Source organism: Oculatella sp. FACHB-28, assembly GCF_014696015.1.
Taxonomy (GTDB): domain Bacteria; phylum Cyanobacteriota; class Cyanobacteriia; order Elainellales; family Elainellaceae; genus JAAUTN01.
This window is the reverse complement of sequence record NZ_JACJPJ010000090.1, coordinates 142,167-160,618: the sequence shown is the minus strand read 5'-3', so window position 1 is coordinate 160,618 and position 18,452 is coordinate 142,167. Positions and strand designations below refer to the sequence as shown.

Sequence of the window (18,452 nt, the reverse complement as noted above, 5' to 3'; positions counted from 1 at the left end):
TAACGAGATAGCATTACTTCAGTGCTAAATGAAAAGCGGGGTGCGTTTGTAACGCACCCCGCTTTTTTGCATAAGCTTTGAAACAGTTGCACATCACATCTTCAGCAAATATTCATTGTCACCGACCTGCAACCTGAACCGCTTCAGAATGGACAGAATCAGAAGTCGTACAAGATGAGCGATGCACCGTCAAAACAGAACAAGGCGCATGATGCAAAACGTAGTTGCTGACGCTACCCATGAGCAACTCCGTTAAACCCGATCGCCCTCGCCGTCCCAATACGATTAAGTCAGCATCCCAATTTCTTGCCAGAGTACAGATCGTGACACCAGGGTTACCAGCATTCTGAGTGAACTCTGTGGGAACGCCTTGGGAGATCGCCTCCTCTGCTCGTAGCTTCAGGAAGTCAATTCCCTCTTGCTTATAAGCTTCCCACTGATGTTGGTAAACATCCAACGCCTCACTATGAATTCCTGGGTAGTACTCTAAACCGTAGAAACCAGGAAAAACCGGGCTGCCATCCTCATCACTAGACAAAACATGGAGCAACATCAAACAAGCGTTAGCGTTAGCCTGTTTTGCCAGAGACACTGCCTTTTCAAGCACCGATGCACTCATGTCAGACTTGTCTAGCGCAACCAGAATCTTGTGAAACATATCGTTTCCTCCAACGTCCCGATACTTTCGTTATAGGAGAACAAGTTGGAGATGTTGTGAAGAAAACTAAAAAATTAACCGCTCTAGTCTCTAGCGCTTAGCTTATTTCTACGAGACTCTAGCACCAGAGGAATTGCAATCCACGCGACCAGAACTAACAGCGCAACAATCGTAAATTGAGCCGCCCAACCTACTAACTGGTCAAGTGGAATCAAACGACCTGCAAAGTAGGAGAGGCTGACAGTGACAGAAGCCCAAGTTGCTGCACCAGCCAAGTTGCAGAGAAAGAACTGGTAGTAAGGCATTCGGGCAATACCGGCTAGCGGTCCAGCAAAAATTCTCAAGATTGCAATAAATCGCCCTAAAAAGACAGCTTTGCCTGCGTTCTGGCTGAACTGATTGCGGACTTCTTCGAGTTGCGCCTCTTCGATCCGAAAGATACGTCCTAAACGGGTGATGAGCGACCAACCGCCATAAAAACCTAGCCAATAGCCACAGCTATCTCCAATTACAGCGCCGGCGATCGCACTTCCCAACACAAGCCAATAATTTAGTTCGCCACTGCCAGCCAAAAATCCACCAACCAGGGTAATCGTTTCCCCAGGGATCGGAATTCCGGCATTTTCTAGCATAATCCCGAGAAAAACTGACCAATAGCCGTATTGATGTGCGATTTCCTTTACGGTTTCCAGCGATACCAGCTCAAAAGACATGCAATACAGCCTTCACAAAGTTTTATGAACCTCTCTCATGATCTTGGCTTATGCCAGAGGATTGTGTCAATCAACCGAATTACAGGAATTCCACGCTAGTTTAGCTGCTTCAGATTCAGGTTCGTAAACCCGATGAGCAGCGTTGGACAAAATCGTTAAATCCAAAATGGGCTGATTAGTCAAACAAAGCCAGTGGCAGGCAAACAAATCAGGAGATTGAACACCTAAACTGGCGATCGCTGGAGCCGCCGGAAACGGCAACAAGCGGTCAAAGCAGATTGCTTCTCCTCGAAAGCCAAACTGAAGGAGATAGGTTGCAGGTGGAGCAGAAAGCGATTGCAACAGCCGCTGACCCAGCCGATAAAGCGACTGCCGCCAACGGTCTGATAAATGCAGCGGTTGAAAAAAGGCAGATGATGAAGTTACTTCAGCCCCTCCAGATTCAGTACCGATCGCTTCTGCATAGAGCGTTCCCTTTGCCGTCAACACGATAGGCAACCAAAACTGCCCTACGCCTGTTGAATAACCCAACTGCTCAACATGCCGTCGCATATCCGAAATATTTCGGCAAGCACGATATATCTCGCGTCCCGCAAATGTGACGGAATCAGGCAAGTTTAAGGTCAGTGGACAAATCCAATCAGCTTGACCTAAAGGGAAATTCTGTAAAGACGCTGCTGAGAGAGTTTCTACCGTAACACGAACTGAGCTAGAGAGATCAGGTGGAAAGGTGGCGATCGCCTGCTTCAGCGCAGCTATCCCTTGAACCAGTTCTATAGAAGTCTCAACCCATTCCTGTTGATCTGCGGCGTCAACCAGAATTAGAACTCGCGCCACTAGACATTGCCAAAGGAGGGAATTGACTTAGTGCTAGCACCAATCCGAGGAAAGCTAGGCAGATCAATCTGGCTAGAACGGCGGCTTCTCACCGCCAGGCGATAGCTAACACTTTGCAGTTCGGCATGAAGCTGGCGATTTTCTCGCTGGATTCGAGCCACCTTTTCTCTCACTGGAATCATCCGTTCAGCAAACTTTTGCCGATAGATATTCGGTAGCTCTTGTACTACCTGTTCAAGCATTCGAGAGCGATCGTTTAGCTCCTGAACAGACTGTCGCAGTTGATAAATCTCGCTATCTCGATCCGAGATTTGCTCCTGATAAAACGTCACCTGCTGCTCAACGCCCTGAAGCTGTTCTCGCAGCGCTCGCATTTCTGCTTGATGGCGTTCAGAAACTTCGGGACTGGGCATAAAGCCCGTATTGCCTTTAACCAAACGGAACAGCTCTTGAGAAAGTTGTTGCACAAGCTGATCGCGCATTTGCAACTCTTCGCGCAGGCTAGCTGCTTCGGCTTGAAGATCGGGATTAGGAGTGTGGGAGTAAGTCACGTTACGGCTCCGATAGGCTCAATCAAATTTTGTTCCCAACGGCGGGGGGGAGAAGCGCGGCGGATGTCTCGCCAAATTGCTGTTGCAGCTAATGTACCATCTGCGACGGCAATTGACACCTGGTTTAAACCGTCTTTTAAATCTCCAACCGCAAAAATGCGAGAATGTGAAGTTCGGCACATCGAATCTGTTACCAGATTGTTGCCTTTCCACTGAAGCTCCAGCCCTTTCAGGTACTCATTGTAAAAGTGAGAACCCATCGCTACTAGCCCAGTTTGTAACTCGACCATAGAGCTATCTGCTAGCTCTACGCCGGTCATCTCGTGGTCGTGTCCTAAGAAGCGGCGAATTGGCGTTTCAACCAGCGGATAGCCGTAATCTTTGAGCTTTTGCCGCATTTCAGGATTCACCTCTGTCAAACCCTGCGTGAACACGGTGATGTAAGGGGTAAACCAATTCAGCACGAAGGCAGTGTTGATGGCAGCTTCAGTGTTTACAAACAAGCCACATTTGAGATCGGCAATTTCATACCCATCGCAAATCATGCAAACGTGCAGGTTATAGCCTGCATAGTCGTACACGTTTTGCATGTCTTCAAGCTGCGGCAGGTGGTCGATTAGTCCGCTAGCCGCAATTAAATATTTGGAACGAAACACAGGATAAATGCTGTCTTGCTTACCCAGTTTGACCTTGACGGCAAAGGTATCTCCTTCATCCTGTACATCTTCGACGAAGCCTCGCAGGTGGTCGCCCCCCAATGAGAGCAGATGGTCTTGCCCTTGCTGCAAAAGATCCCGTCCAGGTGTAGTTGGCGGTAAGCCCAGATAATTTCGCAATTCCTGCATCCAGAAAGAACGTCCTCGCCCTTTTTCGATGACAAGACAAGAAAGCCGATAGCGCTGAAGGTAGATTGCAGCGGACAGCCCACCCGCCCCGCCGCCTACGATAATCACGTCGTAGAGATGGTTTGACCGCTCATCCAGGTTCTTTTTAGAAAGTTTCATGGCTCACCTGATTCGCTGAACACTAAAACGGAGGAAGGGTATCCTTCCTCCAGCCTAGCGCTTGAAACTTAATCACTCTTGATCTGGGAAGGATTCAGATGACCTGACTATATCTTCGAGTGGGCTTGTAGGTAGCTAGAAGCAGCGAGTTAAGTGATTAAACTTCGGCGGCGATCGCCTCTTCAACTTCCGCAGCAGGCACTTCATGCTTGGTAGTGAGATAGCGAATCACTTCATCACTCAAACGCATTGCCCGTTCCAAAATTGCAACTGCTTCGCCAGGAGCTTTGTAATTCATTTGAATATAGACTCCTTCCCGCTGCTTTTGGATTTCGTAAGCCAAACGCCGTCTACCTCGATGCTGGGTTTCAACATCCTGCGCTCCCTGCTCCCGCAGCAGGCTTTGGTACTTCTCAATCGCCTGATCGGTTAGCTCATCTCCCAGATCAGAACGCAGAATATACATGGTTTCATAGATATAGTTCATGTCGATAATCTCCTTGTGGACTAGTGGCTTCTGGTTGCAAAATTGACCCGGCTGGGGAAAATGGAGGAGTAGGTAAGCTTACTCACCTCGTCACATTTACCTCGTTCCATTAGGCTTTTCGACCAGAAGCAAGGAATTACGATCATATCCTAGTTGTTACCAATCTACCCACATCTGCTTTATTGATCGACTGATTAACTCGTCAAAATTTTTAGATATTCATTAATTTACTGACTATGGCGCAGCGCTACGTCCGAATTCAGACTTTAGCAGGGAAACTTTACTATGGCTTATTGCACCTCGATCGACGGGTGCAAGTGTTAGATGCTCCCCCTTGGCTGAAAGGACAGCCAACAGACCAGGAGATAGCGCCAGAGGACTATCAGCTTTTAGCTCCCTGTGCGCCCTCAAAGATTGTCGCAGTTGGCAAGAACTACATGAAGCACGCTGCCGAAATGGGAGGAGAAGTACCCAAAGAGCCGCTGTTATTTATGAAGCCATCTACCGCTATCACGGCACCAGAATCCCTGATTCACTATCCTCCTCAGTCCCAACGGGTAGACTATGAAGGAGAATTGGCGCTGGTGATTGGCGATCGCTGTGTAGACTGCACGGCTGAAGCGGCTCAGTCCAAAATCTGGGGCTACACTATCGCCAATGATGTGACCGCACGAGACTTGCAAAAGCGAGACGGGCAATGGACGAGAGCAAAAGGCTTTGATACTTTCTGTCCGCTAGGGCCGTGGATTGTACGAGAGCTAAGTGTAGGCGCACAACTCCAAACTTTTCTAAATGAAGAGCCTGACCCTGTACAGTCTGCATTAACCAGCGAAATGGTATTTGCGCCTAATGTTTTAGTGTCCTACATCAGCCAAGTGATGACTTTGCTGCCTGGAGACGTAGTACTAACTGGGACACCAGAAGGCATCGGACCCTTGCAGGTTGGCGATCGCATTCGGATTGAAATTGAAGGTATCGGCTGTTTGGAGAATACCGTTGCAGCTCGACAACCTAGCGAAATGACAATCAATTAATTTAGCTGTAGCCATATAGGTTAGGACAGAAGGAAGGGCACCCCGCCAGGCGGGGTGCCCTTCCTTCTGTCCTAACTTGAGTGACTGGCGTGTAATACCAGTTCTCTTTAAGGCCGCGTATTTTGAAACGTGTAAGACTGCTCCAAAAGTAAGATCCGGTTTCCGAATAGAGCAGTTAAATTTTCGACCTCCTGATAGAAGTCATAAAACTACTGGCTCAATAAGCTAGCAAATGTGTCCGCGCTGTGGTTTAGTTGCTTTGGAAATTCCGAGCCAGTTCTAGATCACACTGCAAAAGGACGCGTGTATAACATAAATGACCTTCTCCAGCGATTAGCTGGAGGAGGTTTATTTCTATAGAATGGCGAGGCAAAGTTTCGCTCTACCTCTCTTGCTTGTCCTAACCGAAGTGGATAGCACTGAAGTGAATAGCACTATAAACCCAAGTCAACCGCAATTCGGTGGGCACAGGCAAAACCAGAAAAAGCAACCGCATTTAAGCCCTGCCCTGGGAAGGTGCTGTCACCCACACAGTAAAGTCCGGGAACAGCAGTACGGTTAAACGGCATACCCAACAACCCCAGCAGCTTGCGGGTAGGAATGGGACCATAAGTACCATCATCTCGTCCTAAAAAGCGTCGATGAGTGCGTGGAGTTCCCGCTTCTTGATAATCTAGCGCAGCAGACAATCCAGGAAACAGTTTTTCTAAGCGATTGACAATCTGGTCTGCTACCTTGTCTTTTTTTTGCTCATATTCGCTGGGAGACAAGCCCTGCCAGTCTTCAATCCAGCTTGGCGTAAAGGTGTGCAGAATGTGATGCCCAGATGGAGCTAAATCGGGGTCAAGCAGGGTTGGAATAGACAGAAAAATGGTTCCTTCTGCATCTTCCATGCGGCTCCAATCTTCCAGCAAAATGTGGTGGCACTCTGTACCAGGAGGCAGCACATCTGCCTTCACACCTAAATGCAAACTGAAGAAGCTGGGTGATTTTTGATAGCGCTGCTGCCATTTTTGCTCGGCACGGGGCATATCTGACTTGGGCAACAGTTTTTCAAAAGTATCCCAACGAGTGGCATTGGAAACAATTCGTTTTGCCCGATAGACTTGCCCAGAGGCTAGGCGAACGGCGATCGCCCGTCCTTGTTCGCGAATGATCTCTGTCACCCTGGCTTTGTATTGAATCTGACTACCCGCTTTTTCCAGTCCTTCGACCAACTTTTGAGCAATCTGACCGACTCCGCCTTTGGGATAATTAATGCCACCATAGTGGCGATCGGAAAACACCATTCCCGCGTTAATCATGGGAGTTAGGTCTGCCGGAACCACCGACCAACAGTAACACTCCATGTCAATAAACTTGAGCAACTCCGGATCTTGAATATAGCGGCGAGCAAGATCACCCACATTTTGGGGTAAATACTTCACCAAGCCCAGACAAGCAAACGGATGCTGAAAAAACACCCGCGTCAGGTAGCGAGGCTCTTCAAGCGACAGCAGATCCATTGCGTTCAGACAGTTAAATACCTTCCAGCATTCATCGTAAAACTGACGAATGCCTTGCTGCTCATGGGGAAACCGAGCAGTTAGTTCTTGCAAAAACTTCTCATAGTCTCGGTGAACTTTTAGCTCTAGCTGATCCGGCAAATGGTACTGAATCTGTACCGGATCGGGGATTGTTTCTAAGCTGACCCCCACTGCCTCTAGGGCGCGAGTCAAGAGGTTTGTGGTTCCCTGTTTGCCAAAACCAAAAATCATTGATGCGCCAACATCAAAACGATAGCCCGAGCGCTCAAAATAGCCCGCACTACCTCCTGGAATTACGTAGCGCTCCAGCACTAACACCTTCGCACCCTTAGCCGCTAGCTGGGTTGCAGTGACTAGTCCACCAATTCCGGAGCCAATTACGATCACATCAAAACTGTCTGCCGAATTAACCTTTGCGTCCACTCTTGCAGTTGTCGGGGCGTGAGAATCTTGAGACGTGGATGGATGTGCAGCAGTAGATTGCTCAAAAGGTTCAGAAGTAGCAGGCATAAAGGCAGTTGGAGTAAGGCGTTTAGCTGAAAAATTCTACTCTTCAGTGTATCCCACTCTGGATTGCTTGATTTGCCAGGATTCTAGCGTCGGATTCTGGAACAAGGCATAGACAAAAAAAAGGGGGATTAGTCTGCTGACCAACCCCACCTGCCGATCCTTTGAGAGGAGAACACTGAAAACAATATAAGCTTGTTGCAAATTAATGTCAACACTAATGCAAAAGACTTTCAATAAGCCTGCTTTTTCTAAGGGCATGCTGGCTGGGCTGACTAGATAAATGGACTTTGTGGAAGCTAGCAAGTTTGAGCAATGCTGAATATTGCCTCACAAGAACAGAGTATGATTAGGGCAAATTTCTGCATAACTACCGTCTTTTTTTCTGGCAATGGCTCCCCAACTGCGCGTTCACGTTCCACCTCACCCGCTGATTAGACACTGGCTAGCTGTTGCTCGTGATGAATCGACTCCCTCCGTTCTCTTTCGCAGCGCTATGACTGAACTGGGGCGCTGGTTGACCTACGAAGCAATTCGCGATTGGCTACCTATTGTGGAAACAACGGTGCAAACTCCGCTTGCGTCCTGCCCAGCAACGTTTATTAATCCAGAAATTCCAGTTGCGGTGGTGCCTATTCTACGTGCTGGGTTAGCTCTTTTGGAGGGAGCACAGGCGTTGTTGCCGCTTGCTTCGGTTTATCACCTCGGTCTGGTGCGGAATGAGGAAACGCTGGAAGCAACCTGCTATTTAAACAAGCTCCCAGAGCAATTTGCACCCCAAACCCGAATTCTGGTTAGCGAGCCGATGCTGGCAACGGGCGGAAGCAGTCTGGCAGCAATGGCTGAGTTGGTAAAACGGGGAGCCGACCCAGAACTAGTGCGTATTATTTCGGTGGTCACAGCACCTACAGCTTTACAAAAACTGGGTGCTGCTTATCCAGGATTGAATATTTATGCAGCCACAATTGACGAAGGGCTAAACGACAAGGGCTACATTGTTCCCGGGTTGGGAGATGCAGGCGATCGCACCTTTGGCACCTAAATATTCATGCTCAAACCTAGATCAACATAGGTAAAGATAGAATTTTCTTCTGAGCCTAAACGTCAGCATTGTAGGCAACTTTTTGGTGGGCAACCTCCTCTTCTAGCGAGTAAGCTGTGAGGGAGTCATCAGAAATCACTCCGAGTTTCTTTCAGTGGTTAATTATGAGTCAGCGTGATAGTTTTCTTGGCGGGTTTTTACTAGGAACTGTTGTCGGCGGTGTAGTAGGTGGCGTCTTAGGCGCAGTGGTTAGCTCTAAGCTCACCCAGGACGAAACCTCATCTGAGGATTTTCCTAAGCTTAAAGATAAAGCAGTCCGCAGGCGTCCATTTAGCCCTCCCACTGAGCAGAGCATTGAAGCGGCCCGCCGTGGATTAGAAGGCAAAATTGCTGAACTGAATGAGGCAATTGATGATGTGCGTCAGCAACTCAGTAGCACCAACGGTATGCCTAAGCATGAGGGAGGAGAGCGGGCGATCGCCAGAGATTAGGAGCAACAAGAAGAGATGAAGGATGAGGTGAAATACTTTTTGCCCCTCGCCCCTCGCCCTCGCCCTAACCCTTCCTGCCAAGCTACTTGAACTTCAGAGTTGTACTGATTGATTCATCCTGAGGCTACAGGTATCCGTTAGACTGAATTCATGTCTAGGTTATTCATACCTTTAGCCAACAAGTTCCTATAGCTTAGGAAAGCGCAGTATCCATGACTGACCCGATTACTCTGATTGCCGAGCCGATAAGTATCTTCTTGAGAATCTATATCGCTCTACTGTTCATTCGCATCCTGTTGAGTTGGTTTCCTACCATCAACTGGATGAATCCTCCATTTTCTATTCTCAGTCAATTGACCGACCCTTACCTCAACGTCTTTCGCTCTTTTATTCCCCCGCTGGGTGGCATCGATCTGTCCCCAATGCTTGCCATTTTTCTGCTTGGTTTTGTTGCTCAAGCAGTCACAGGATTGGCAGGTGGCGGACAATTGGCAATGTACTAGTTGACGCTTCACAGCAAACAATTCACAGCAAACACAAACAGGGGTCTGGCAGTGCCAAACCCCTGTTTGCTATTTATTATTCCCTTCCCGCTTGAAGATTAGGTACTCAAAACTATCGTCGAACCTTGCCAACAAAGCCAGATGCTTTGAACTGCTCTAGCTTCAGCGGTGTGGGCTGATTGGCTGCAACGGTGACACGCAGTTCAAAGTCACTCGCTCCTGGAGGGACCTCCTCAATGGAGCCAAGCCGCGTGCGGTTCTGCATTACGGGGTTGTTATTGGCATCATAGATACGCCCGAAAATATCGGCATTGAGAACGGGCTTACCTGAGTCGTTCTGAGCCTTGCCAGTGATGATAAAGCAATTTGCTGCTCGACTTGCGCCTCCTGGCGTGACGGTTCCTTCTGCGATATCGGCGGGGCATTCGTGATAAGACAAATCAGACAATTTAATCTGAGTAAGTGCCCACGCAGCAGGAGTTGAAACCCAGCTCAGCAGCCAAATACAGCAAGATACAATAGCAACAATTAGTACTCGGGACTGCATAGACTCAACCTTAAAGTTCAAATATATGAAGTGATCTAACATTTCTCAGCTTAGCGTGAATTGATTTGAGAAACGCTGGAAGGGCAGCAATAAATCATCCTAAAGAGGAGCATACTGGAAGACTTTGCAGTTTATAAATTCGTTAAGTTAGAGTTAATCATCCTAATTTGAGATGAACGCTGGATGTTTGTTTTTTTACATTGAAGTCAGCCCAAGGAAAAGTCATAGGCACTGTGCCTAACATTTGCATCTACTCAATATTTGTGTCTAGTATTTGCTATGACCAAAGCCGAAATTGAAGCCGTCTTAAAAGCAGCTTTTGGCGAGTGTGAGGCTGCCGGATACCCACTTGAGGCTGAACAAAAGCAAATTCTTTTGGCGGCAGCGATCGCCCTGAGCCAAAGTCAGTCGGCAGGGACAGCTTCACAGAACGGTAGTAGCGAAATAGACTCCCCAATTGAGGCTGAGAATCCGCTAAATGAGCTAACGCCTGAGCAGCGAACAGCTTTGTTGCAATTTATCCAGATGCAAGAGCAAGAGGGAATTCCTTGGAAGGTGCAACTGCTAAACGATTGGCTAGAGGGGCGTGAGTCAGGAGCAATTCAATTTATTCGCGATTTGTATGGACCGCAATGGTTAGAGCAAGTGCAGCCTTTCCACGTTGCGGAGTATGCAGAAACCGCTGTATCGCTAAAACTGGGCGATCGCATCGAAGTGTCTAACAATCTCTGGGAATGGGTGCAGGAAGAGGGCCCCTGCAGCCGAGAGTGGTTTGGCTGCACAGTGATTCACGTCAGCCAAGCTTCTGATAGCAACGGCATCATGCCTGCAAGCTATAGCACCTACACAAACTGCATGATTCGCTTTGACAACGGCATGGAATACGAAATCCAGGGTGTTTACGAATGGAATCGATATAACTGGCGCTGGCTGAAATAGAACGACGAGGATAAACTTAGACCTCAAAACTCAAAACTTCTTTCAATGCTCGCCGCATCACCTCTACAGGAACAGGTTGACCGAGCCAAAGTTGGAGAGCAGCAGCCCCTTGCTGTATCAGCATTTCCAAACCATCAATGGCGATCGCTCCTTGTTTCTCAGCGAGCTGCAAGAAGGTTGTAGGGCGTGGTGTATAAATCAGGTCATAGGCGATCGTCTCTACTTTTAGCAACTTCATCTCATCCAGCGTTAACGGAGAGGCATCGTTGTGAGGGTGCATTCCAATCGGCGTTGTGTTGATCAGCAGATCTGCCTGGGGCAGCAGTTGGGGCAGTTCCTCCCAGAGATGAACAGAAAGCGTAGGAGAAAGGGGAGAATTCACCCAACCATGATGAAAGGCTTCAAGCTTTTGGCGATCGCGTCCCACCACCTGCACCTGGGTACAGCCAAGCTGGGCACAACCTGCAACAACGGCTCTGGCGGCTCCACCATTTCCCAAAACAACGGCGATATTTTGGTTCCAGTGCCGCTGGTGGATGTAGAGGGGAGTTAGAAATCCGGTTACGTCGGTGTTAGTGCCGCCCCAGCCTCGCTCAGTGCGGTAGACCGTGTTAACGGCTCCGACTGCTTGAGCAATCTCAGAAATTTCTGACAGAAATGGTATAACTGCCTGCTTGTGGGGAATAGTGACGTTGAAGCCCTGCACCCCAGTTGCAGCAAAGCCTGCGATCGCCTGCTCTAGATGTTCGGGCGGCACCGGAAAGGGCAAATAAGCATAGTCAGCTTCCAAATGGGCGATCGCGGCATTGTGCATGACGGGGGATAGGGAGTGAGCGATCGGGTAGCCAATTACGCCTAACAATTTCGTTGTTGCCGTGATCCTTGTATTTTTAGCCATAGGAAGATTAACCTAAAAGTTTAGGGTCTTGATGCCGATCGAAGATTCTGTGTAAGAATCATTAAACATGCACGTTGAGCTACCATGCTAGGGACGTTACTGGGTGGGCGATACAAACTCATCACCGCATTGGGAGCTGGCGGATTTGGTCAAACTTATCTCGCAGAGGACATTCAGCATCCCGGTGGTTTGCGCTGCGTCATTAAGCATTTTAAGCCCGCTAGTCGAGACAGCAAGTTTCTTGAAGTAGCTCGTCGCCTGTTTGATACCGAAGTTGGGGCCCTTGGCAAACTGGGACAACACGACCAGATTCCTGAGCTATTGGGCTTTTTCGAGGAAAATCGAGAATTCTACCTGGTTCAAGAATTCATCGACGGACATCCGCTGAGCGAAGAAATTTCTCGTGCTAGCCGTTTGAATGAAGCAGAAGTCGTTGCTTTACTCAAAGATGTGCTGGGCGTGCTGGAGTTTATCCACAAAAATCAGGTCATCCATCGCGACATCAAACCTGGCAACCTGATTCGACGACGACAAGATGGCAAAATTGTCTTGATCGATTTTGGAGCCGTCAAGGAGATTCGCACTCAAATTCAGGGCGAGTCAGGGCAGACAGGTTTCACGGTCGGCATTGGTACTCAAGGTTATACACCGGGCGAACAGCTTTTAGGTAAACCTCGTTTTAGCAGCGACATTTACGCATTGGGTGTCACTGCAATTCAGGCAGTAACGGGCTTGCAGCCTTCCCAACTGCCCGAAGACCCAGAAACCTCCGAACTGATTTGGGAAGATTACGCCAGCATTAGCCCCGGCTTAGCGTTTATTCTCAGTCAAATGGTGCGACACCACTTTAGCAAACGCTACCAGTCTGCGAGTGAGGTGCTGTGGGCGCTAGATCGGCTATCTGAGTTGCCTACAGACCTGACTTCCACGCCACAAGCCTTACTGCCGTCAATGCTCATGCCAGAAGTGATGATGCGTGAGCAAACGATGCTGGCACTAGCAGAAACTTTGACACAGCGAGTTAAGTTGGGGTTAAAAGTGGTGGCGATCGCTACCCTCGCTATCACCAGTATGGTTCTGGGTGCCCGAGAAATGAGTTGGCTCCAAAATCCAGAAATTGCGGCTTTTGACCAGATGACGCGGCTTCGCAAAGATGCCCCACCAGACCCTCGGCTGCTGGTCGTTGCCATTACTGAAGCCGATCTTCAAGCGCTAGGGCGACCTACCCCTTCCGATGCCTCTGTGACTCAGGTATTGCAAACCCTACAGGGTTATCAACCTCGTGTGATAGGGCTTGATCTATATCGGGAGCTTCCTCAAGAACCCGGACATCAAGAGCTATTGCAAGTACTGCAGCAGTCTGACGATATTATCGCCATTACTAAACTGGGCACCTCTGAAGCAGATTACATTCCGCCTCCGCCGGGTGTGCCTGAAGAGCGAGTTGGATTTAATGATTTTGCGATCGACAACGATGATGTCATCCGTCGGCATCTGCTGATCGGCAGCAACGAGCAAGGAGTATATTACTCTTTTGGACTGCGATTAGCTTTTAAGTACTTAGCAGCAGAAAATGTCGAGCCTCGTCCAAGTGAAGCTAACTCTGACAATATGCAGTTGGGCAATACGGTATTTCTGCCCCTAGAACCGACAGCAGGTGGCTATCAGAAAGCGGATTGGGGTGGCTATCAGGTGATGCTGAACTACCGTGCTGCGACAAATGTAGCTAGACAAGTTTCTTTCACTGATGTGATGAACGGCAAAATTGAGCCGGACTGGGTTCGCGACAAAATTGTGTTAATCGGCACAACTGCTCCCAGCGGCAAAGATTTGTTTAATACGCCCTACAGCGCCGTCCGTCAGACTGACTATCGAATGCCAGGAGTAATCGTCCATGCTCAAATGGTCAGTCAAATTCTCAGTGCTGCGATGGATGGGCAACAGCCTTTTTGGTACTGGCCGGATTGGCTGGAGATGATTTGGGTAGCAGGTTGGGCGATCGCTGGTGGCTGTGTTGCTTGGATGGTTCGCCACCCCGTGAGTCTAGGCGCGAGCAGCGTCGGGATGCTGATCGTGCTCACTGGAACGGCACTGTTTATCTTTGTCATTGGTGGCTGGGTGCCCGTTGTAGCTCCTGCGATCGCCTTGGTGTCCACCATTAGCGTAGTAACTGTTTATCGCAGCTACAAACCTCAGCCGCCGCTGATTCAAACTAAAGTAATGTGGCAAACGATAGAGACGAGAACGTTGCCCCGGGGGAGGGGCTAGGTTCTATTTCCCATGCGTTGGGCAGGGAGGTGCTGAGATACTGCGATCGAGCCATCCGGCAGCTTGCTGTAGTCTGAGCAAGGATTCCTCAGACTGGTCGCTGAGCAGGTATACCAGAGCGATCGCCGCCTGTTCTGCGGCTCTTGCCTTGCGGTTTGACTTGAGCCGATGCCAGTCATTGGGGGCGATCGCCAGCCGTTCTGCTAGTGCTTGCGCCAGTTCCAACGTACTCAACTCCGACACGTTGCCCGTTTTGGCAGTGGATAGGGGAGAAAACTGAATCGAATGAAGCGGTGAGTCAGGCATACTATTCATGAGCTAACTGTCCCTACTCTACTACGCCAGCATGAAGCCGTCCCAAGATTCTCCTTCACCATCTCCCGATGAGACTGACGATCGGGAATTTGAGCAAACATTAGCTGAGGTGGAGCGATCGCTACAAGCTCTAAAAGCCCGCTATGCTCAAGTTAAAGCCGACCAACAGCGGCAGCTTCAGCTTCAGCAACGGCTCAGTCAAACACAGCGAGAACTCAAGCAAATCCGTTCACGAGAGCTAAAAGCTGAGCTTCTGCAAATCCAACAACAGCTAGAGGAATTAGAAGTTGCGCTAGAAAGCCAGCTCTTTTCCTGGAACGGGCTAAAGGAGGTATTTTGGCAGGCAGTCCGATTTGGTGGGCTGGGAATTGTTGTAGGTTGGCTGCTTAGATACTTTGCTGAGTAAGTCTGGGGTTAAACGGCGATCGCCCGTCCTGCCAAAATCGCAACAGCAGCTGACAGGTTGTCGATATTTACAGGCTTCGGCAAATAGCCACTAAACCCTGCTTCTAGGGCACGGGCACGTTCTTCATGCCCTGCGAGTGCTGTGACGGCGATCGCCAAAGTTTGCTTGCCCCGACGTGCGTCTAGATCTTTAACCTGACGAAGCAGGTCATAGCCCGTTGTACAGGGCATTAAAATATCGCTAACCACTACATCTGGCTGATGCTGCTCAACGGCATCCATCGCCTCATCTGCCGAAGCTGCCACAATTACCTCTGCTCCATCTTCTTCTAAGACAAGGGCAAACAGGCATCGGGTATCTGGATCGTCGTCTACAATCAACAACCGCAGCCCATTCAGCAACGGCACATTTTGAGAGGTTGGTTCACGAACACTGAAATCGTCCCTGATAGGCAATGTCATTAGTTGCTCTACCCTTTTCAAGCTACACGGTTGAAAGGCTAGGTGGAACCAAAGCGTGAATTAGCAAACACTAATAACTCGCTCGATTGTGGAGTTAACTTGCTTAGAGAGACATGCAACAATACACCGATAAAAAGCTCTGCGGTTCAGGTAGAACTTTTATCTGTACTTAGGCTTAGAAACTGCACGATATACATGCAGAACCTTTGCACCCGTTTTCTATGACGGCTCTACTCATTCAAGTTGACTCAAAAATCTCCCACCTGATGCATTAACGAACTTTCAGCTAAAACTTATTTAAGACAAGGTGTAATAAGACTTACAGCAAACAAAATGCTTTCTAAAAGACTAACCCTACACTCATATCTGCTGGCTTGGATGAACCTGGATGAAAGAGAACAACAGAACCGCTCTCTATATTCATACAGTCACAAACCGGAATAAGCAGAAATGAGTACTAGTAAGCCTGAGCAACTTTTTCAAACCTAACATCGGTAATACGATACCAGTCGACTGTGCACTTGTCTGTTCATCTGCGTACATATAGCAGCTCAAGCATGGGGCGATCGCCCCAACTAGACGAGCTTATTTAAGACGAATTCCTCTTAAGTCCTAATAGCCGATTAAACTCACCGCTAATCACGTTGTAGCACTCGCAGGACTTCTCTCTAAGCCGTTCCCGATTGAGAATCGTGATCTTGCCTCGGCTATAGCTGATGATTCCCTGCTCTTGCAAACTTCCCGCAGCCACGGTAACGCTAGCTCGGCGGGTTCCCAGCATTTGCGAAATAAACTCCTGGGTCAGCGGTAGCTCATCTGCTTCCAAGGAATCTTGAACAGATAGCAACCAGCGTCCCAACCGTTCGTCGATAGTGTGTAAACGGTTGCAAACCGCATTCTGTGAAACCTGAGTGAGCAATGCCTGGGTGTAGAGCAACACCAACCTTTGCAGATATTCGCCCCGTTCAAATTCAGCTTTAAAGATATCGGCATCTAGCCTCGTTCCAGTGCCAGGAAGCTGCACGATTGCTTGGTAGACAGTTGCTTTACCGCCCAAAACAATAGGCAAACCAATTACGCCCTCAGCACCTACCAGCCCAACTTCAACGGTTGCTCCATCTTCCATCGTCGCAACGAGGGAAACCATCGCATTATTGGGAAAGTAAACTGCGCTAGGAGTTTCACCTGGCTCATAGAGGATTTTTCTCAACGGAAGCTGAACCTCCTCCAAGTGAGGTAAGAGGCGCTGGTAGTCTTCATCAGGCAGGGCAGCTAGTAAGTGATTCTTGGGTTTATTGAAAATTTCAGGCTCAGACATTGGGCGTTTCTAAACTAAGCCTTACTTAAAAAGAGAATGGCAGACAGTATACAGGGAGAAACATACTATGAAAAACATTACCGTTTTTCCATCTCTCAAGGTTAAGGATCATTTTTCAGTCACTTCCGCTTAGCTAAACAGAGAATTACCACACTAATTCTGTACACAGATTATTGATTAAGGGCGTAAACCTGTCTGTTCGGTAACGTACTCTGAAACTCGGGGTAAAATCGCTCTTTAACGAAAGAATGCTTGCATTTTCTAGCTTTTTCATTTTTCACACCTGCCGCTCCTCCCAGGAAGCAGTTCTTGCATTTGCCACAGAACTTTAGCTCTCTGAGGCAATATGAGAAAAGGAATCTGCGTTCTTTTCCAAATTCACCATTCTTCTAACCTTGTGATTTCCGCCATGACGACTCAACGCATTGCAACACTCTTAAAAACCGGGCAGCCTGACGAAGCGGTCAAAATTCAGGGCTGGGTGCGAACTAAGCGGGAATTGAAAGGGTTTTCCTTTGTTGAGGTGAATGATGGCTCCTCTCTGGCTAGCCTTCAAGTCGTGATCAATCAAGATTTGCCGGATTATGCCGAAGTGGTTCGGCGGTTGAATACGGGCGCTGCTTTAGAAGTATCGGGAGTGTTGGTGCCATCTCCGGGCAAAGGTCAACGGATTGAGATGAAGGCAGAAAGCGTCACCGTTCAAGGGGAAGCCGATCCAGAAACTTATCCGTTGCAGAAGAAGCGCCATTCGTTTGAGTTTTTGCGAACGATGGGACATTTGCGATCGCGCACCAACACGATCGGAGCTGTACTACGGGTTCGCAATGCCTGTGCTGCCGCCATTCACCAGTTCTTTCAAGAGCGAGGCTTTCTGTGGATTCACACGCCAATCATTACTGCAAATGACTGTGAAGGGGCAGGAGAACTGTTTACCGTCACCAGCTTGGATTTACAGAAAGTGCCTCTGACCAAGGATCAGAAAGTAGACTTTAGCCAAGATTTCTTTGGCAGACAGGCTTACCTCACTGTCAGTGGACAGCTTCAGGTCGAGGCAATGGCGCTGGCGTTCTCCAATGTTTACACGTTTGGCCCGACTTTCCGAGCCGAAAACTCGAATACATCACGCCACCTAGCAGAGTTTTGGATGGTCGAGCCGGAGATGGCTTTCTGCGACCTGGAAGGCAACATGAACCTGGCAGAAGACTTTCTCAAACACATCTTTAAGTATGTGCTGGAAGCTTGCCCAGAAGATATGGAGTTCTTTAACCAGCGGATTGATGACTCGGTGCTGGCGACAGCAGACAATATTATCAACAACGAGTTTGAGCGAATTACTTATACAGAGGCGATCGCCCTACTAGAAAAGAGCGATCGTACCTTTGAGTATCCCGTTTCCTGGGGTTTGGACTTGCAGTCCGAACACGAGCGCTACCTGGCAGAAGAGCTATTCAAAAAGCCGCTCATCGTGACGGACTACCCTACGGAAATCAAAGCTTTTTACATGCGCCTCAGCGACGATGAGAAGACCGTCAGAGCAATGGACGTGTTAGCTCCTAAGATCGGCGAAATCATTGGCGGCTCTCAACGGGAAGAGCGTTTTGACGTGCTGGAACGGAGGATTCAAGCGCAGGGCATGAATCCTGAAGACCTCTGGTGGTATCTTGACCTACGCCGCTATGGCACAGTGCCCCATGCCGGATTTGGCTTAGGCTTTGAGCGGGTTGTGCAGTTCATGACGGGGATGAGCAACATCCGTGACGTGATTCCTTTTCCCAGAACTCCGCTTAGCGCCGAATTTTAGACACATTCCGCTGGTACTCAAGTTAGCAAAAAAAGGCTTAACCCTCTCCCATTTTTTTCTAACTCTCGTGATACCCAATAGCAAAGGGGCGCACAGTGTGCGCCCCTTTGCTATTGATGAATTGTTAACTAAACTTGGCAGGAATA

General features: G+C 48.8%; 20 protein-coding genes. 8 read left to right on the top strand and 12 right to left on the bottom strand.

Annotation, left to right across the window (positions count from 1 at the left end; genetic code table 11):
* Window positions 1-118: 118 nt before the first annotated feature.
* The 6 genes from H6F88_RS23880 to rpsF form a co-directional block, all read right to left on the bottom strand.
* On the bottom strand, window positions 119-658 hold the full coding sequence (locus H6F88_RS23880) for a universal stress protein (protein ID WP_190645228.1): 540 nt from the start codon (window positions 656-658) through the stop codon (window positions 119-121).
* Between the two features lie 83 nt (window positions 659-741).
* Window positions 742-1,371, bottom strand: a complete 630-nt coding sequence (locus tag H6F88_RS23875) for a DedA family protein (protein ID WP_190645227.1) — start codon at window positions 1,369-1,371, stop codon at window positions 742-744.
* Window positions 1,372-1,437: 66 nt separating this feature from the next.
* A complete protein-coding gene (locus H6F88_RS23870; protein WP_190645226.1) occupies window positions 1,438-2,208 on the bottom strand; it encodes a hypothetical protein in 771 nt (256 codons plus the stop codon).
* Window positions 2,208-2,759, bottom strand: a complete 552-nt coding sequence (locus H6F88_RS23865; protein WP_190645225.1) for an Npun_F5560 family protein — start codon at window positions 2,757-2,759, stop codon at window positions 2,208-2,210. Before H6F88_RS23865 ends, H6F88_RS23870 begins: the two co-directional genes overlap by 1 nt.
* Complete coding sequence (locus H6F88_RS23860; protein ID WP_190645224.1) at window positions 2,756-3,763, bottom strand: NAD(P)/FAD-dependent oxidoreductase; 1,008 nt, start codon at window positions 3,761-3,763, stop codon at window positions 2,756-2,758. Before H6F88_RS23860 ends, H6F88_RS23865 begins: the two co-directional genes overlap by 4 nt.
* A gap of 157 nt (window positions 3,764-3,920) precedes the next feature.
* The gene (rpsF, locus tag H6F88_RS23855; protein WP_190645223.1) at window positions 3,921-4,250 is read right to left on the bottom strand and encodes a 30S ribosomal protein S6; all 330 of its coding nucleotides are present in this window, start codon (window positions 4,248-4,250) and stop codon (window positions 3,921-3,923) included.
* 236 nt (window positions 4,251-4,486) lie between these two features.
* Between rpsF and H6F88_RS23850 the strand changes: the two genes are divergently transcribed.
* The gene (locus H6F88_RS23850; RefSeq protein ID WP_190645222.1) at window positions 4,487-5,284 is read left to right on the top strand and encodes a fumarylacetoacetate hydrolase family protein; all 798 of its coding nucleotides are present in this window, start codon (window positions 4,487-4,489) and stop codon (window positions 5,282-5,284) included.
* Window positions 5,285-5,718: 434 nt separating this feature from the next.
* On the opposite strand, the gene crtH is transcribed toward H6F88_RS23850, so the two are convergent.
* Entirely contained in the window at window positions 5,719-7,320 is a 1,602-nt protein-coding gene (gene crtH, locus H6F88_RS23845; RefSeq protein ID WP_190645221.1) for a carotenoid isomerase, read from the bottom strand.
* Between the two features lie 388 nt (window positions 7,321-7,708).
* On the opposite strand from crtH, the gene upp reads away from it, so the two are divergent.
* The 3 genes from upp to H6F88_RS23830 all read left to right on the top strand — a co-directional run bounded on the left by upp (window position 7,709) and on the right by H6F88_RS23830 (window position 9,353).
* The gene (gene upp / locus H6F88_RS23840; RefSeq protein WP_190645220.1) at window positions 7,709-8,359 is read left to right on the top strand and encodes a uracil phosphoribosyltransferase; all 651 of its coding nucleotides are present in this window, start codon (window positions 7,709-7,711) and stop codon (window positions 8,357-8,359) included.
* A 164-nt stretch (window positions 8,360-8,523) separates the two neighbouring features.
* Window positions 8,524-8,850 carry a hypothetical protein gene (locus H6F88_RS23835; protein ID WP_190645219.1) on the top strand — a complete coding sequence of 109 codons (327 nt, stop codon included), beginning with the start codon at window positions 8,524-8,526 and terminating at the stop codon, window positions 8,848-8,850.
* Window positions 8,851-9,062: 212 nt separating this feature from the next.
* Window positions 9,063-9,353, top strand: coding sequence for a YggT family protein (locus H6F88_RS23830; RefSeq protein ID WP_190645218.1), 291 nt, complete (start codon window positions 9,063-9,065; stop codon window positions 9,351-9,353).
* A gap of 112 nt (window positions 9,354-9,465) precedes the next feature.
* Here the strand turns inward: H6F88_RS23830 and H6F88_RS23825 are convergent, their stop codons facing one another.
* Entirely contained in the window at window positions 9,466-9,900 is a 435-nt protein-coding gene (locus H6F88_RS23825) for a hypothetical protein (protein WP_190645217.1), read from the bottom strand.
* A gap of 279 nt (window positions 9,901-10,179) precedes the next feature.
* Here H6F88_RS23825 and H6F88_RS23820 point away from each other — a divergent pair, with 279 nt between their 5' ends.
* Window positions 10,180-10,839 carry a hypothetical protein gene (locus tag H6F88_RS23820; RefSeq protein WP_190645216.1) on the top strand — a complete coding sequence of 220 codons (660 nt, stop codon included), beginning with the start codon at window positions 10,180-10,182 and terminating at the stop codon, window positions 10,837-10,839.
* Window positions 10,840-10,855: 16 nt separating this feature from the next.
* Here the strand turns inward: H6F88_RS23820 and H6F88_RS23815 are convergent, their stop codons facing one another.
* Window positions 10,856-11,737 carry a shikimate dehydrogenase gene (locus tag H6F88_RS23815; protein ID WP_190645215.1) on the bottom strand — a complete coding sequence of 294 codons (882 nt, stop codon included), beginning with the start codon at window positions 11,735-11,737 and terminating at the stop codon, window positions 10,856-10,858.
* Between the two features lie 84 nt (window positions 11,738-11,821).
* Here H6F88_RS23815 and H6F88_RS23810 point away from each other — a divergent pair, with 84 nt between their 5' ends.
* Window positions 11,822-14,005, top strand: coding sequence for a CHASE2 domain-containing protein (locus tag H6F88_RS23810; protein WP_190645214.1), 2,184 nt, complete (start codon window positions 11,822-11,824; stop codon window positions 14,003-14,005).
* Window positions 14,006-14,008: 3 nt separating this feature from the next.
* On the opposite strand, the gene H6F88_RS23805 is transcribed toward H6F88_RS23810, so the two are convergent.
* A complete protein-coding gene (locus tag H6F88_RS23805) occupies window positions 14,009-14,311 on the bottom strand; it encodes a DUF6439 family protein (protein ID WP_190645287.1) in 303 nt (100 codons plus the stop codon).
* Window positions 14,312-14,351: 40 nt separating this feature from the next.
* On the opposite strand from H6F88_RS23805, the gene H6F88_RS23800 reads away from it, so the two are divergent.
* Window positions 14,352-14,726 (top strand): DUF2203 domain-containing protein, encoded by a 375-nt coding sequence (locus tag H6F88_RS23800; RefSeq protein ID WP_190645213.1) that lies wholly within the window; start codon window positions 14,352-14,354, stop codon window positions 14,724-14,726.
* A gap of 8 nt (window positions 14,727-14,734) precedes the next feature.
* Here H6F88_RS23800 and H6F88_RS23795 read toward each other — a convergent pair whose 3' ends face one another.
* Window positions 14,735-15,187: a response regulator gene (locus tag H6F88_RS23795; protein ID WP_190645212.1), complete on the bottom strand. Its 453-nt coding sequence runs from the start codon at window positions 15,185-15,187 to the stop codon at window positions 14,735-14,737.
* A 589-nt stretch (window positions 15,188-15,776) separates the two neighbouring features.
* Window positions 15,777-16,505, bottom strand: coding sequence for a Crp/Fnr family transcriptional regulator (locus H6F88_RS23790; protein WP_190645211.1), 729 nt, complete (start codon window positions 16,503-16,505; stop codon window positions 15,777-15,779).
* 409 nt (window positions 16,506-16,914) lie between these two features.
* On the opposite strand from H6F88_RS23790, the gene asnS reads away from it, so the two are divergent.
* Window positions 16,915-18,306, top strand: a complete 1,392-nt coding sequence (gene asnS / locus H6F88_RS23785) for an asparagine--tRNA ligase (RefSeq protein ID WP_190645210.1) — start codon at window positions 16,915-16,917, stop codon at window positions 18,304-18,306.
* Window positions 18,307-18,452 lie beyond the last annotated feature (146 nt).

Excerpts from the sequence above, each read along its gene's own strand:
- H6F88_RS23880 (WP_190645228.1), bottom strand. The coding sequence starts at position 658 with ATGTTTCACAAGATTCTGGTTGCGCTAGACAAGTCTGACATGAGTGCA.
- H6F88_RS23875 (WP_190645227.1), bottom strand. The coding sequence starts at position 1,371 with ATGTCTTTTGAGCTGGTATCGCTGGAAACCGTAAAGGAAATCGCACAT.
- H6F88_RS23860 (WP_190645224.1), bottom strand. The coding sequence starts at position 3,763 with ATGAAACTTTCTAAAAAGAACCTGGATGAGCGGTCAAACCATCTCTAC.
- rpsF (WP_190645223.1), bottom strand. The coding sequence starts at position 4,250 with ATGAACTATATCTATGAAACCATGTATATTCTGCGTTCTGATCTGGGA.
- H6F88_RS23850 (WP_190645222.1), top strand. The coding sequence starts at position 4,487 with ATGGCGCAGCGCTACGTCCGAATTCAGACTTTAGCAGGGAAACTTTAC.
- crtH (WP_190645221.1), bottom strand. The coding sequence starts at position 7,320 with ATGCCTGCTACTTCTGAACCTTTTGAGCAATCTACTGCTGCACATCCA.
- upp (WP_190645220.1), top strand. The coding sequence starts at position 7,709 with ATGGCTCCCCAACTGCGCGTTCACGTTCCACCTCACCCGCTGATTAGA.
- H6F88_RS23835 (WP_190645219.1), top strand. The coding sequence starts at position 8,524 with ATGAGTCAGCGTGATAGTTTTCTTGGCGGGTTTTTACTAGGAACTGTT.
- H6F88_RS23830 (WP_190645218.1), top strand. The coding sequence starts at position 9,063 with ATGACTGACCCGATTACTCTGATTGCCGAGCCGATAAGTATCTTCTTG.
- H6F88_RS23825 (WP_190645217.1), bottom strand. The coding sequence starts at position 9,900 with ATGCAGTCCCGAGTACTAATTGTTGCTATTGTATCTTGCTGTATTTGG.
- H6F88_RS23820 (WP_190645216.1), top strand. The coding sequence starts at position 10,180 with ATGACCAAAGCCGAAATTGAAGCCGTCTTAAAAGCAGCTTTTGGCGAG.
- H6F88_RS23815 (WP_190645215.1), bottom strand. The coding sequence starts at position 11,737 with ATGGCTAAAAATACAAGGATCACGGCAACAACGAAATTGTTAGGCGTA.
- H6F88_RS23810 (WP_190645214.1), top strand. The coding sequence starts at position 11,822 with ATGCTAGGGACGTTACTGGGTGGGCGATACAAACTCATCACCGCATTG.
- H6F88_RS23805 (WP_190645287.1), bottom strand. The coding sequence starts at position 14,311 with ATGCCTGACTCACCGCTTCATTCGATTCAGTTTTCTCCCCTATCCACT.
- H6F88_RS23800 (WP_190645213.1), top strand. The coding sequence starts at position 14,352 with ATGAAGCCGTCCCAAGATTCTCCTTCACCATCTCCCGATGAGACTGAC.
- H6F88_RS23795 (WP_190645212.1), bottom strand. The coding sequence starts at position 15,187 with ATGACATTGCCTATCAGGGACGATTTCAGTGTTCGTGAACCAACCTCT.
- H6F88_RS23790 (WP_190645211.1), bottom strand. The coding sequence starts at position 16,505 with ATGTCTGAGCCTGAAATTTTCAATAAACCCAAGAATCACTTACTAGCT.
- asnS (WP_190645210.1), top strand. The coding sequence starts at position 16,915 with ATGACGACTCAACGCATTGCAACACTCTTAAAAACCGGGCAGCCTGAC.